This window comes from Prevotella sp. khp7, assembly GCF_900109055.1.
GTDB lineage: Bacteria > Bacteroidota > Bacteroidia > Bacteroidales > Bacteroidaceae > Prevotella.
The window spans coordinates 748532-762290 of sequence record NZ_FOIV01000002.1 but is presented as its reverse complement, the minus strand read 5'-3'; the positions used below and the strand labels follow the sequence as shown (position 1 = coordinate 762290).

Sequence of the window (13759 nt, the reverse complement as noted above, 5' to 3'; positions counted from 1 at the left end):
TATTTTTTACCTTTTTCCCTTTTACCTTTACACAACCTGAATCAATTCAACGTCGAAGATCAGGGCTGCGAACGGAGGAATAGAAGCACCTGCGCCACCCTCGCCATAAGCCAGACGGTAGGGGATGAAGAAGCGGTACTTGGCACCCTCCTGCATCAGCTGCAGTCCCTCGGTCCAACCGGCAATCACCTGCTGCAAGGGGAATGTAGCGGGCTCGCCGCGCTGATAGCTGCTGTCGAATACGGTACCGTCGATCAGCGTACCCTCGTAGTGGCACTTCACGGTATCCTTTGCGCTGGGCTTCTTGCCGTTACCCTCTTTCAGAACCTGGTACTGCAGACCGCTGGCCAGCGTCACGACACCATCCTTCTTACTGTTCTCGGCCAGATATTTCTCACCAGCCTCCTTATGTGCCTTACCTTTCTCAGCACGCTCAGCCTGGAGCTTCTGCTCCTGCTTCTGGAAATAGTCCTGTACAATGGTCTGGGCTTCACGGTGGCTCACCTTCAACTCATTACCCTCGAGCACATCCTTGATGGCCTGTGCGAAGTCCTCTGCGCTGATGTCATCAGCACCCATCTGAGCCAGCTGCTGTCCGATGCCCAAGCCCAAAGCATAACTTAATTTGTTCATTCTTTCTTTATATTAATAATGTGTAACTCTCAAAATCGGACGCAAAGATACTACTTTTTAATTACAGATTGCACAGATTAACACAGATTAATATAAAAAAACGGTTAAAACCTGCGCCGTCTGAGGCTATTTTCTTATTTTTGCAACATAAAACAAACGTCACAGCTTATGAAAAAGATTGTCGTACTTACAGGTGCTGGCATGTCGGTGGAAAGCGGGCTCAAGACTTTCCGCGATGCCGATGGTCTCTGGGAGAACTATCCCGTGCAGCAAGTGGCCACCCACGAAGGCTGGGAGGCAGACCCGACGCTCGTCACCAACTTCTATAACATGCTCCGCAAGAAATGCTGGGGCGTAAAACCTAACGAGGGGCACAAACTGGTGGCCCGCCTTGAAGAGCAGTACAACGTCACCGTGGTCACTCAGAACGTCGACAACCTCCACGAGATGGCCGGTTCGTCGAAAGTCATCCACCTACACGGCGAACTCATGAAGGTATGCTCTAGCCGCGATGTCGACGACCCGCGCTACCAGCAGACGCTCACCCCCGACAACTGTGAGATAGTACCCGGCACGAAGGCTGGCGACGGTTCGCTACTGCGCCCCTTCATCGTCTTCTTCGGCGAAGCCGTGCCCAACATCACCCTTGCCGCCGAGGAAGTTCAAGAGGCCGACATTCTGATTATCATCGGCACCTCGCTAGTGGTCTATCCCGCCGCCGGTCTGCTGCATTACGCCCGCCCCGATGTGCCCATCTATCTCATCGACCCCAACCCCATCAATGCCGGTACCCGTGTTCATCAGATTCAGAAGGGTGCCTCTGAAGGTATGAAAGAGCTTTTCGCCGAACTGATGGAATAGCGGCTCTCATACTGGCAAAGATAAGGCTTTCTGCCGACAAAGATAGGCGTGGGTTATGACAAGAATAATCCCGCTGATTGTAATCTATATTATCATGCAAAGCAATTTAGACTAAATTGCAGAACAAAATAGACTAAATTGCAATCAAAGAGATAATCTCTGTCAATAAGCGGGCCATTCCATGACAGGCAAAGCGCTATGATATGACAACACCGCAAGCCGCCCCATCAATACATGATACAACATAGAAACGCTAAAGAGAGCTAATCAACGGACGCTTTATATTGATTAAGGTCAAAGAAAGGGAGAAAAAGAAAGCAGTGAATGATGTGTCTAAGACGTCATTCACTGCTTTATTATCAGGGCGCTGATGGCGCGCTGAGGATTAGCTTTTATATCGGCTACAAGCCGCGATCCTTACGGATAAAGTCGATAAGTCGGTCGACAGCTTCTTCCTCGGGGATATTCTTCTCGATACACTCCTTGGCCTTATAGAGGCTGATCTTACCGCGACCGGCACCTACATAGCCGTAGTCGGCATCGGCCATCTCGCCAGGACCGTTCACGATACAGCCCATGATACCAATCTTCAGACCTACCATATCTTTCGTGGCGGCCTTGATACGTGCGATGGTCTCCTGCAGGTTGTAGAGCGTGCGGCCACAGCCCGGACAAGAGATGTACTCGGTCTTGGTGAACTTGATGCGGGCGGCCTGCAGGATGCCATCGGCCAGCTCGACAAGCTTTTCGGTTGAAAAGCCTTCGTTGCGGATGACAAGCTGATGGGCTTTCTTATCAATCAGGAGGGCACCAACGGCCATGGCGGCCTTCAGCTGGAGCGACTCCCAGTCGGTCTCGTGCATCTCGAGGGTGATGGTATCGTCCTTAATGCCTGCCTCAGCCTGTTCACGCAAGGCAGCGCACTCGGCGATAGAGTCGACGAGTTTGCGGGCCACGGGAATCTCGTATTCAGGCTCTTCCGAGAGTGACACACGTACGGTGTCACCAATGCCCTCGGTGAGCAGGGCGCCAATGCCTACGGCACTTTTTATACGGCCGTCCTCACCCTCGCCAGCCTCGGTAACACCAAGGTGAAGGGGATAGTGCATACCTTCCTTGTCCATGGTCTGAACGAGCAGACGCACGGTGGTGACCATGACCACGGTGTTAGAAGCCTTAATAGAGATGACCACGTCGTTGAACTGCTCGCGCTTGAAGATGCGCAGGAACTCCATACAGCTCTCGACGATGCCCTCGGGAGTATCGCCATAGCGCGACATGATGCGGTCGGAGAGCGAGCCGTGGTTGACACCAATGCGCACAGCGGTGTGGTGTTCCTTACAGATATTAAGGAAAGGTACGAGCTTCTTCTCAATCTTCTTCAATTCCTCGGCATACTCCTCGTCGGTATATTCGAGGTGCTTGAACGTACGTCCCGGGTCAACGTAGTTGCCGGGATTGATGCGCACCTTCTCGCAGTAAAGTGCTGCCACATCGGCTGTATGGGCCGTGAAGTGCACGTCGGCTACGAGTGGCGTAGGATAGCCGTCGGCCTTCAGCTGGGCAGAGATATTCTTCATGTTCTCGGCCTCACGGATACCCTGGGTGGTGAAACGTACCAGTTCGCCGCCGGCATCGATGATGCGCTTGGCCTGAGCCACACAGCCCTCGGTGTTATTCGTATCTACCGTTCCCATCGACTGGATGCGGATGGGATTCGAGCCGCCAATGCCAATCTGGCCGACACGGGTCTCGGATGATTGTCGTCTCTGATACATAATTAATTGGTCTTGAATTGATATTTCACCTCGGCCAACTCCTGGTTAGCCTTCTCAATCTTTACACGGAGATTACCTTTATAGACGGCCAGGCGCTGAGCCAGTTCGTCGTTGCTAAGCGCCATCATCTCAACGGCAAGGATAGCGGCGTTCTGAGCACCGTTCACACCGACAGTAGCCACAGGAATACCCGGTGGCATCTGGATGATAGAGAGCATGGCATCAAGTCCGTCGAGCATGCCTTTAATAGGAACACCAATCACAGGAAGAGTGGTAGAGGCTGCGATGACGCCAGGAAGGGCAGCAGCCATGCCTGCGCCGGCAATGATAACCTTAATGCCACGATCCTTGGCGGTGCGGGCAAACTCCTCAACAGCATCGGGGGTGCGATGGGCTGAGAGGGCATTCACTTCGAAAGGCACCTGCATCTCGTCGAGCAACTTGCAGGCTTTCTCCATAATGGGCAGATCGCTTGTACTACCCATGATAATACTAACTAACGGTTTCATATATATCTTACTTTTTTACTTTTACATATAGATTAATCCAAAGAAGGCACAGACAGCTCCAATCAGGAAGCCCGCTACAATCTGCAACAAGGAGTGTTGGCGCAGAATCATACGGCTTGAGCCCAGCACGCCAGCCAGCATCATGACAACACAGAACCACCATACAGGATTGAAGCCGAATATCTCGCCAAAAACAAACAGGGCACCAGCCACACCGCCGATAGCAGCCATGTGGGTAGATATCTTCCACCACACGTTGATAAGTGCGCACACCACCTGAATGGCCATCGCCGCAGAAACGATGGTACCCATGAAATGAGGGATATGCATCATCTCCATGAGATAGACGCAGAAGAAGTAGCACAGGATGGAGATGACATAAGGCACCACGCGGCGCTCCTTGTGTCCCAGCTCTATCAGATTCCATCCCTGATAGCGACGATAGAGATGAATCAGAAGCGACGGCAAGAGGATGGTGAACAGATAGACAAGGGTGAGCACCTGTAGTTTATACCCCCAAGGCATAAGACCCAAATAACTGAACAAGAAAAGTGCCATAAGACCTACCAACGGCAGATAGAACGGGGTGAACAGCATGCTGATGACACGTGCCGTAAGAATGATAGCCTTTTCTCTACTTATTTCTTTCTTCATTTTCTTCTTTCACTTTCTCAGTCGCGCTATAGGTATACCCAGTTGCTCACGATATTTCGCCACCGTACGACGGGCTATGGGATAGCCCTTCGAGGCGAGCAGGTCCTTCAACTGGTCATCGCTTAGCGGACGTTTCTTATCCTCTGAATCAATAATATCCCGAAGCGCAGCCTTAATCTGACGGGTCGACAGCTCCTCGCCGCTTTCTGTTACATAGCCATCACTGAAGAAATGACGGAGGGGGAAAGTGCCCCAACGGGTCTGCGCATACTTGGAGTTGCTGACACGCGACACAGTAGAGAGGTCGAGACCTGTCTTCTCTGCCACATCCTTTAATATCATAGGGCGCAACGAAGCCTCATCGCCATCAACGAAGAACTGATGCTGCAGTTGGATGATGGCACGCATGGTGATGGTAAGCGTGTGCTTACGCATCTTCACCGCCTCGATGAAGCCCTGAGCGGCATCAACCTTCTTCTTGATATATAGCAGTGCCTCCTTGGTCTGGCGACTGAGATGTTCCTTGTTCTGCTGATACTCCTTCATGGAGTCGACAAACGACTGCGACACCTTCAGCTCCGGGACTTCGCCATTATTGAGCGTAAAGGTGACCGTACCATCATCCAGTGTATCGACAATAAAGTCGGGCGTAATCTGCTGCAGACTTCTGCCAACCGTTTCGCCTAAAGAAGCACCTGGACGCGGGTTGAGTTTCCTCAGCTCCTGAAAGAGTACTTCAGCCTGCGCGTCATTCAGTCCTAAAGACGACTGTATCTTATCCCAATGCTTCTTGGTGAACTCTTCGAAATAGGAGTTCACGACCTGTTCCATCAAGTCTCTTAGACGGGAAGGGGCTCTACGTTCAATCTGCAGCAAGAGACACTCCTGGAGCGTTCGGGCGCCAATGCCGGCAGGGTCGAACTCCTGAAGCTTCTTTAGCACCTGCTCTATCTGAGCCACAGTCAGGTCAATATTATGGTAGATGGCCAGTTCTTCGCTGATTATCTCAAGGTCCTTACGAAGCAGACCATCGTCATCGAGCGAGCCAATGAGGTATTCCATCACATCGCGCTCCTGTTCTGTCATATCGACCTCGCCCATCTGCTCTTTTAGCTGATCATAGAATGAAGAGGTCTCACCATAGACCATCTCTTCACGTTCCTCAGATGCGAAATGGCCACCCTGATACACAGGCAGCTCCTCGTCGTCACGGCCAATACCGCTCAAGGCCTCATCGAGCGCCGACTGGCGTTCTTCCTGTTCTGTGGCCGACTCAAAATCATCTGCCCCCTCGACTGAGTCCTGATAGTCTGAGTAGTCCTGATGGTCTTGATAGTCCTCATCGCCCGAGCCTGCCGACTCCAAGGCGGGATTATCGTTCATCTCTGTGTTGATACGATCAACAAGCTGCATGACTGGCAATTCCACCAATGATGCCTGAAGCAACTGCTGATGAGAGATCATCTGACCCAACTTCAGCTGTTGTGTCTGTTCCTGTATCTGACCGTATTTTTCACTCATTTTTCCTTTTTACTTTTTCTACTACTTAAAGTATTCTTTAAGTTGCTCGGCATAAGACGCAAGGTCTTCTGTGTTAGCATTACCATATCGGCGCCATACCTGCTGGCAAGGCAACAATAGCGGGTCGAAGGTTACATCCTTACGATTTAAATAAGGGTCGCAATATTGGAACACCTCCAACACCTCTACAACACGCTGGGGCTTTTGTTTCAGTAATTTCGCAAGTTCCTGTACCTCAGGCGTCTCTATCACCATCGTGATAGGCGTCAGACGGAAATAAAGATCCAGAATCAATGTGAGCATAACCGGTGTGAGGGTCTCACCCTCTGCCACAGGCTTGAAATCCAACTCAAAACTCTCGTTGGTCTCAACGCCCTCATAGAACAAACCGGCGTTGTTAAAGCCCTTCATCTCACGCAGCAGACTGGCAGCTCTCGCAAGCTTTCTGGGATTGCTGCCATATACTTCCCAAATATGCTCGATGCGGGGAGTTTCAAGATTGGCAATCTGGCACATCTTATTAAATAAGACGCTTGGAGAGACGTGCAGCTCAAGACTCAAGTCTATCATCTTCCGGCTGTACATCGGCTTGATTCCCACAGGTTTTTGTAGGTATATCTGCATAAGCAGAAGCCAATAATCATCCTGCCATTTTGTTTTTTTTGCCATAATCCTCGCTATTTTTTTGCAAAAATACTGTTTTTTTTATATATTTGCAACCGAAAAGGAAAAAACTTATGAGAAAGATAGCATTATTTGCCTTTTGGCTCCTTTCTTTACAGACCTTATTGGCGCAAAGCGTCAGAGAACAGCTTAAAAGTGATATCTTTAAAGCGGGTAGTAACTATTATGCCTATCCATCTCCATCGACTAACTTAGCGCCAGCCCCCAAGGGTAAGAAGCCCTTCTACATCAGTACCTATGCCCGTCATGGATCCCGTTTCCTGATAAGGGCCAGTGAATATGAATGGCCGGAAACCGTTCTACAAAAAGCTCATGAGCAAGGGAAGTTGAGCGAGCTGGGAGAGAGGACACTCCAGCAACTGAAGGTTTTTCATAATGAGGCACGCGACCGCTATGGCGACCTGACACCTCTTGGTGCCCATCAGCATCGTATGATTGCCCAGCGCATGTACGACAATTTCCCTGAGGTATTCAAGGGACATGCAATCATCGACGCCAAGAGTACGGTGGTCATTCGTTGCATCATATCCATGGAAAACGAGTTAACGCAACTGGTGAGGAACAATCCGATGCTTGTCATCAGGTCGGATGCCAGCCAGCACGACATGTATTACATGAACCTTCAGGATTCCGCACTCTACAAGAAACGCTTTCCCCAGGAATCTGTTGACACCTATAAGGCTTTCTGCGACCGTCACGCCATACACGAACAGGCTATGGGCAAGCTTTTCAATGACTCAGTATTCTATCGTGACAGTATTGACAGCTATGAACTGAACAAAACCATCTTCAAGATAGCATCCAGTATCCAGGGTACAGAACAGCGCTACCACTTCAATCTGTTTGACATCTACACAATTGACGAACTCTATTCCAACTGGCTACAATACAATGCTTATTGGTATCTCAGTTTCGGCAACTGTCCTTTCAACGGCGGTACACAACCTTACACCCAGCGCAACCTGCTGCGCAAGATTATCGAAGATGCTGACAGCTGCATTGCCACACCCCGCAATGGTGCCACACTGCGTTTCGGGCATGAGACTATCGTACTGCCACTAACCTGTTTATTAGGCCTCAACGGGTTCGACCATCAGTTTACCGACTTGGAGGAGCTTGACATAAACGGCTGGCAGAACTTCGATGTATTCCCCATGGCCGCCAACATACAGTTTATTTTTTACCGAAAGAATCCAAAGGACAAGGATGTGCTTTTCAAGATACTACTCAATGAGAACGAGGCCACTCTACCCATTCCTACAAACAGCGCGCCCTATTATCATTGGAGCGATTTCCGGGATGTTTACCTGAAGAAGCTCAATGCCTACAAGGAAGAGTGACCACTGACAGCCACATCTGGTTGCCAAAGAACGGTCTGCCCTGTGTAGAGTGACTTCTGCACATCGATGAGACGCTGATTGGACGAACCGCGAAACAACAGGTCGGGGTCATGCAATTTCTGAATAAAGGGACCATCGACAAGCACATCAAGTTGTTCAAGCAACTCACGCTGGTCGTCATGAATTAAACTTTCAAAAGTAAAGCCCGTAAAACACCAAATATCTTTATTGGAATACTCATGGATAGCACAAGCCAACTCAGCAAAGCCTGCTGCCTGATACATAGGATCACCACCCGAAAATGTGACGTTGGCAAAAGGATCAGCCATGATAATCTTCATAAGCTGACTGGTAGTCATCTCACGTCCGCCATCAAAAGCCCACGATTGGGGATTATGACAGCCTGGACACTGATGATTACATCCAGCACAATAAATGGAGGTCCGGAAACCCGGACCATCCACCATTGTATCTTCTATGATATCGAGTACACGAATCATGGCTAGCTCTCAAACATGTCTTGCGAGCCATGATCGATGTGTGTCACACGATCATTAAGTTCTGCCAGTTTACCACTATTCCAGCGATCAGTTGTTCCAACTAGATAGCCTGTGATGCGCTGTAACTTATCGATATTCTTTGAACCACACTTCGGGCAGACTTCCAAATGATCATCTGCATTCTCATAGCCACAATCCATGCAACGGTTGCGGTTGTGGTTCACCGACCCATAGCCCATATCAAACTGATCCATCATGTCAACCACACTCATAATGACCTGAGGATTGTGTGTGGCATCGCCATCAATCTCCACATAGAAGATGTGACCACCACGAGTCAGGTTATGATAAGGCGCCTCAATCTCTGCCTTATGACGGGCTGAGCACTTGTAATAGACTGGCACATGGTTCGAGTTGGTATAATAGTCACGATCAGTAACACCAGGGATGACACCAAACTGTTTGCGGTCTTTCTTCGTGAACTTGCCACTCAGGCCCTCTGCGGGAGTTGCAAGCACTGAGTAGTTATGATGGAACTGCTGACAGAAATCGTTGACACGATCACGCATGTAAGTCACGATCTTCAAACCTAACTCCTGCGCCTTCTCACTTTCGCCGTGATGCTTGCCTATAAGAGCTACCAGACATTCAGCCAGTCCGATAAATCCAATACCTAACGTACCCTGATTAATCACACTTTCGATAGTATCCATCGGGCCCAGTTTATCTGCTCCAATCCAAAGGCTCTTCATCAACAGAGGGAATTGCTTTGCAAAGGCTGTCTTCTGGAACTGGAAGCGATCGTCGAGTTGCTGGGCAGTAACCTCCAGCATGTGGTCGAGCTTGGCAAAGAACATATCTATGCGTTTCTGCTCATCAGCCTCTTCCATACACTCAATGGCGAGTTTCACAATATTGATTGTAGAGAAGGAGATATTACCGCGTCCGATACTTGTCTTTGGTCCAAAGCGGTTTTCAAACACACGAGTACGACAACCCATGGTAGCCACTTCATGAATATATCGCTCTGGATCGTCAGCTTTCCACGCCTCATCCTGATTAAATGAGGCATCAAGATTCAGGAAGTTAGGAAAGAAACGGCGGGCCGTTACCTTACAAGCCAACTGATAGAGGTCGAAGTTACGATCCTCAGGCAGATAGTTCACGCCACGCTTCTTCTTCCATATCTGAATGGGGAATATTGCGGTTTCGCCACCACCTACACCTTCATAAGTAGAGAGCAGAATCTCACGCATCACACAACGGCCTTCTGCTGAAGTGTCCGTTCCATAGTTGATTGAAGAGAAAACCACCTGGTTACCGCCACGAGAGTGGATGGTGTTCATATTATGAATAAAAGCCTCCATAGCCTGATGAACACGACCCACCGTCTTATTGATGGCATGTTGCTGAGCACGCTCACGACCTGTCAGCCCATCAAGCGGTTTTTTGATATAGTCCATCAACGGCTCATCGTAAAGATCTTTATAGCTCTCACCATTCAGTTCCTCAAGATGCTTCAACTCTTCAATATAGCTCATACGCACATAAGGAGCTAAATAGAAGTCGAATGCGGGGATAGCCTGTCCACCATGCATCTCATTCTGTGCACATTCCATAGAGATACAAGCCAACACAGAGGCTGTCTCGATGCGTTTTGCAGGACGTGAAGCGCCATGACCCGCAATGAAGCCACAGTTCAGAATATGATTGAGCGGATGCTGTACACAAGTGAGCGACTTTGTGGGGTAATAGTCCTTATCATGAATATGCAGATAGTTGTGCTCTACAGCATCACGGCTGTCTTCTGAAAGCAGATAATCATCTACGAAAGGTTTGGTTGTCTCTGATGCGAACTTCATCATCATGCCTGCAGGTGTGTCGGCATTCATGTTGGCATTCTCACGAGTAACATCGTTGTTTTTGATGTTTACAATATCAAGGAACACATCACGCGTTTTGGCCTTACGGGCAATAGAACGTTGATTGCGGTAGGCGATGTACTTCTGAGCCACGTCCTTACGGCTCGACTTCATCAGTTCTACCTCTACGGCATCCTGAATCTGTTCTACTGTCATCTGGCTCTCACCACGCTGAGCAATGTGATCGGTTATCTGATACAACAAACGTTCGTCTTCGCCCCTGTCAGTATGGAGCATCGCTTTACGAATGGCAGCCATGATTTTCTGCTCATTGAAGCCGACAATACGTCCGTCGCGCTTTACAACTGTTTGAATCATATATATATCAAGTTTTTAGTATTAAGTATTATCCTTCTTTTGCACTGAAAGCAAGCGCATAGACACGCATCTGCTTCACCATAGCCACCAAGCCGTTGCTACGTGTTGGCGAGAGGTGCTCTTTCAGTCCTATCTCCTCGATGAAATAAAGATCTGCATCGAGTATTTCCTTTGGCGTATGGTCGCTGAGCACTCTTATAAGAAGAGCCACGATGCCCTTCACAATCAAAGCATCACTCTCGGCAGAGAAATGAATCTTACCATCAAGATAATCTGCCTGCAGCCACACACGACTTTGGCATCCATCAATCAGATTATTCTCCGTCTTGTATTTCTCGTCAAGCGGCTCCTGTTCGTTGCCAAGATCAATTAACAACTGGTATTTATCCATCCAGTCGTCGAAGCCACTGAACTCCTCTATAATCTCATCTTGAATTTCATTAATTGTCATGTTGTTCTGTCTTTTCTAATTTAAACAATTTGTCACTTGGGCGCACCTTGCCCGTCACAGCAATAGAGACCTTCGTTCCCTGATGGGCCTGCTCTATAGGACCATTATCGCCATGAATCTCATCGGCCGTTACATACATCACTCCTGTGGTAGGACCCGTTATCAGCATATTGTCACCCACTTTAAAGGTATTGGCCTCAACGGTAAACTCCGCCACACCCAATTTCGAGAAGTACTTCACGCCCTTGCCGATGTACACCTTGCGCTCTGTAGCATTCGAACCATAGTTCTTATTCCACTCGCCCAGTTTCTGTCCTTGATAATAGCCGTCCCAGAATCCACGGTTAAAAACGGTAGCCAGTCGCTCATCCCACTCGTCCTTCTTCTCTTCTGTAAAGGTTCCGTCGAGTACAGACTGAATGGCCTCCTTATAACACTTCACTACGGTATAGACATATTCCGGACCACGGGCACGTCCCTCAATCTTAAACACCCGGACGCCCGACTTCATCATCCTGTCAATAAAGCGAACGGTCTTCAGGTCCTTGGGCGACATGATGTACTTATTATCGATTTCCAACTGATTGCCTGTTTCATTATCAGTAACCGTATAGCTACGACGGCATATCTGAATGCACTCGCCACGATTGGCCGAACGGTTGGCATTGTCGAGACTCATATAACACTTACCGCTGATAGCCATACAGAGGGCCCCATGGCAGAACATCTCAATACGAATCTGCTCGCCACTTGGGCCACAAATATGTTCCGCTTCTACCTGACGGTAGATTTCTGCCACTTGATCCATATTCAGTTCGCGCGCCAACACCACCACATCAGCAAACTGGGCGTAGAAGCGCAGAGCCTCGATATTAGAAATATTCAACTGCGTAGAAAGATGTACCTCCTGACCTACCTTATTACAATAGGTCATCACAGCCACATCTGAGGCAATAACAGCCGAGATACCAGCTTCCTTGGCCGCATCGATAATCTCGTGCATCAATGGAATATCCTCACCATATATAATGGTATTGACGGTCAGGTAGCTTTTTATACCGTGTTCATTGCATGTCTGTGCCATCTCCTTAAGATCATCAATCGTAAAGGTAGAGGCGGAGTGTGCTCGCATGTTCAGTTTCTCGATGCCGAAATAGATACTGTCGGCACCTGCCTGTATGGCTGCTACCAACGACTCACGAGAACCGACGGGCGCCATAATTTCAAAGTCTTTTATCGTTTGGTTCATCATTTTCAATCCATTGGGAAAAGTCCATATAGCTTAGCGTCAATCATATCGGTCACCATCTTGAAGTCTTCAGGGAAATCCCCAAATTTACAATGGTCGCCGTCAACAATAATCAGTGGGCCATTATAGGTAGCGATCCAGTCTTCGTAACGTTTCTCCAGTCCCTGAAGATAATCCAGGCGCATGGTCTGTTCAAAGTCGCGTCCGCGTTTCTGAATCTGAGCCACCAGTGTTGGAATGCTGGAGCGGATATATATCATCAGGTCAGGCAGTTTCACCAGCGACATCATCAAGTCGAAGAGATCCGTATAATTCTGAAAATCACGATCACTCATCATTCCCTGCCCATGCAAATTAGGCGCAAAGATACGAGCATCCTCGAAAATGGTTCTGTCCTGTATGATTGTCTCCTTCGACTTCGAGATTTCCACCACTTCCTTGAATCGTTTATTGAGAAAGTAAATCTGAAGATTGAACGACCATCTAGGCATGTCGGCATAGAAATCGGCCAGATAAGGATTATTATCTACAGGCTCAAAACGTGGCGTCCATCCATAACGATGGGCGAGCAATTTTGTGAGGGTGGTCTTACCACTGCCAATATTTCCTGCTACTGCGATATGCATAATACTACATTTATAAAAGTCAATTACTGATTAGGAAAGAGGCCAAAGAGAGTAGCATCGATACGGTCAATGATCCGAGCCAGGTCCTTTGGATTATGAAGGAAATCCAAATTATCCTTCTCTATGGTCATCACACGTCCCTGATACTTGTGATATATAAAGTCGTCATAACGCTCATTGAGGTTCTGCAGATATTCCAACTGCATTGACTGCTCATAGTCTCTGCCCCGCTGCTGGATGTTATTAACCAGATGAGGCACTGAAGCACGCAGATAAATTAGCAGATCAGGCAGGCGCACCATTGATATCATCTGCTCGAAAAGTTCCATATAAGTTGCATAGTCGCGGTCTGACAAATTACCCATGGATCTGTTATTCTCCATAAACACATATACGCCCTCGAAGATAGTACGATCCTGAATGATAGTATGTTCCGACTGCGAGATAGCGATAAGATCGCGGAAACGTTCCTTGAGGAAATATATCTCAAGGTTAAAAGACCACCTGTGGATATCGCGATAGTAGTCTTCCAAGTACGGATTTCTATCAACCGCCTCAAAACGAGGTTCCCAACCATAGTGTTTGGCCAGCATCTTCGTCAGCGTTGATTTCCCGCTACCTATATTTCCCGCAACAGCTATATGCATCCCTCTCTTAATTCTTCTATTTTTGAGGGGTCAAAGTTACACAATATTTTGCACATTGCCAAACGA

14 protein-coding genes are annotated in these 13759 nt (G+C 48.4%); 2 read left to right on the top strand and 12 right to left on the bottom strand.

Annotated elements, in window-relative coordinates; all coding sequences use genetic code 11:
* Window positions 1-27: 27 nt before the first annotated feature.
* Complete coding sequence (locus tag BMX82_RS06615) at window positions 28-633, bottom strand: FKBP-type peptidyl-prolyl cis-trans isomerase (RefSeq protein ID WP_036913853.1); 606 nt, start codon at window positions 631-633, stop codon at window positions 28-30.
* Window positions 634-801: 168 nt separating this feature from the next.
* On the opposite strand from BMX82_RS06615, the gene BMX82_RS06610 reads away from it, so the two are divergent.
* The gene (locus BMX82_RS06610; protein WP_036913854.1) at window positions 802-1494 is read left to right on the top strand and encodes an SIR2 family NAD-dependent protein deacylase; all 693 of its coding nucleotides are present in this window, start codon (window positions 802-804) and stop codon (window positions 1492-1494) included.
* Between the two features lie 401 nt (window positions 1495-1895).
* On the opposite strand, the gene ispG is transcribed toward BMX82_RS06610, so the two are convergent.
* From ispG to BMX82_RS06585, 5 genes are read right to left on the bottom strand one after another with little or no spacing between them, the layout of a single operon-like run.
* Entirely contained in the window at window positions 1896-3272 is a 1377-nt protein-coding gene (gene ispG / locus BMX82_RS06605; protein WP_036913861.1) for a (E)-4-hydroxy-3-methylbut-2-enyl-diphosphate synthase, read from the bottom strand.
* Window positions 3273-3274: 2 nt separating this feature from the next.
* Window positions 3275-3781: a 5-(carboxyamino)imidazole ribonucleotide mutase gene (gene purE, locus BMX82_RS06600; RefSeq protein ID WP_036913869.1), complete on the bottom strand. Its 507-nt coding sequence runs from the start codon at window positions 3779-3781 to the stop codon at window positions 3275-3277.
* Window positions 3782-3802: 21 nt separating this feature from the next.
* Window positions 3803-4435: a phosphatase PAP2 family protein gene (locus tag BMX82_RS06595; RefSeq protein ID WP_036913872.1), complete on the bottom strand. Its 633-nt coding sequence runs from the start codon at window positions 4433-4435 to the stop codon at window positions 3803-3805.
* A gap of 9 nt (window positions 4436-4444) precedes the next feature.
* On the bottom strand, window positions 4445-5956 hold the full coding sequence (gene rpoN, locus BMX82_RS06590; protein WP_036913877.1) for an RNA polymerase factor sigma-54: 1512 nt from the start codon (window positions 5954-5956) through the stop codon (window positions 4445-4447).
* 21 nt (window positions 5957-5977) lie between these two features.
* Window positions 5978-6625 carry a hypothetical protein gene (locus BMX82_RS06585; RefSeq protein WP_036913880.1) on the bottom strand — a complete coding sequence of 216 codons (648 nt, stop codon included), beginning with the start codon at window positions 6623-6625 and terminating at the stop codon, window positions 5978-5980.
* A 68-nt stretch (window positions 6626-6693) separates the two neighbouring features.
* Between BMX82_RS06585 and BMX82_RS06580 the strand changes: the two genes are divergently transcribed.
* Window positions 6694-7980 (top strand): histidine-type phosphatase, encoded by a 1287-nt coding sequence (locus BMX82_RS06580; protein ID WP_036913886.1) that lies wholly within the window; start codon window positions 6694-6696, stop codon window positions 7978-7980.
* Here the strand turns inward: BMX82_RS06580 and nrdG are convergent.
* From nrdG to BMX82_RS06550, 6 genes are read right to left on the bottom strand one after another with little or no spacing between them, the layout of a single operon-like run.
* Entirely contained in the window at window positions 7965-8480 is a 516-nt protein-coding gene (gene nrdG, locus BMX82_RS06575) for an anaerobic ribonucleoside-triphosphate reductase activating protein (RefSeq protein WP_036913887.1), read from the bottom strand. The genes BMX82_RS06580 and nrdG overlap by 16 nt on opposite strands.
* A gap of 2 nt (window positions 8481-8482) precedes the next feature.
* A complete protein-coding gene (locus tag BMX82_RS06570; protein ID WP_036913889.1) occupies window positions 8483-10720 on the bottom strand; it encodes an anaerobic ribonucleoside triphosphate reductase in 2238 nt (745 codons plus the stop codon).
* 28 nt (window positions 10721-10748) lie between these two features.
* A complete protein-coding gene (locus BMX82_RS06565; RefSeq protein ID WP_036913892.1) occupies window positions 10749-11171 on the bottom strand; it encodes a SufE family protein in 423 nt (140 codons plus the stop codon).
* On the bottom strand, window positions 11161-12420 hold the full coding sequence (locus tag BMX82_RS06560; protein WP_091767310.1) for a peptidase U32 family protein: 1260 nt from the start codon (window positions 12418-12420) through the stop codon (window positions 11161-11163). The genes BMX82_RS06565 and BMX82_RS06560 overlap by 11 nt, the downstream gene beginning before the upstream one ends.
* A gap of 5 nt (window positions 12421-12425) precedes the next feature.
* Window positions 12426-13046 carry a deoxynucleoside kinase gene (locus BMX82_RS06555; RefSeq protein ID WP_036913895.1) on the bottom strand — a complete coding sequence of 207 codons (621 nt, stop codon included), beginning with the start codon at window positions 13044-13046 and terminating at the stop codon, window positions 12426-12428.
* Between the two features lie 23 nt (window positions 13047-13069).
* Complete coding sequence (locus tag BMX82_RS06550; protein WP_036913898.1) at window positions 13070-13693, bottom strand: deoxynucleoside kinase; 624 nt, start codon at window positions 13691-13693, stop codon at window positions 13070-13072.
* Window positions 13694-13759 lie beyond the last annotated feature (66 nt).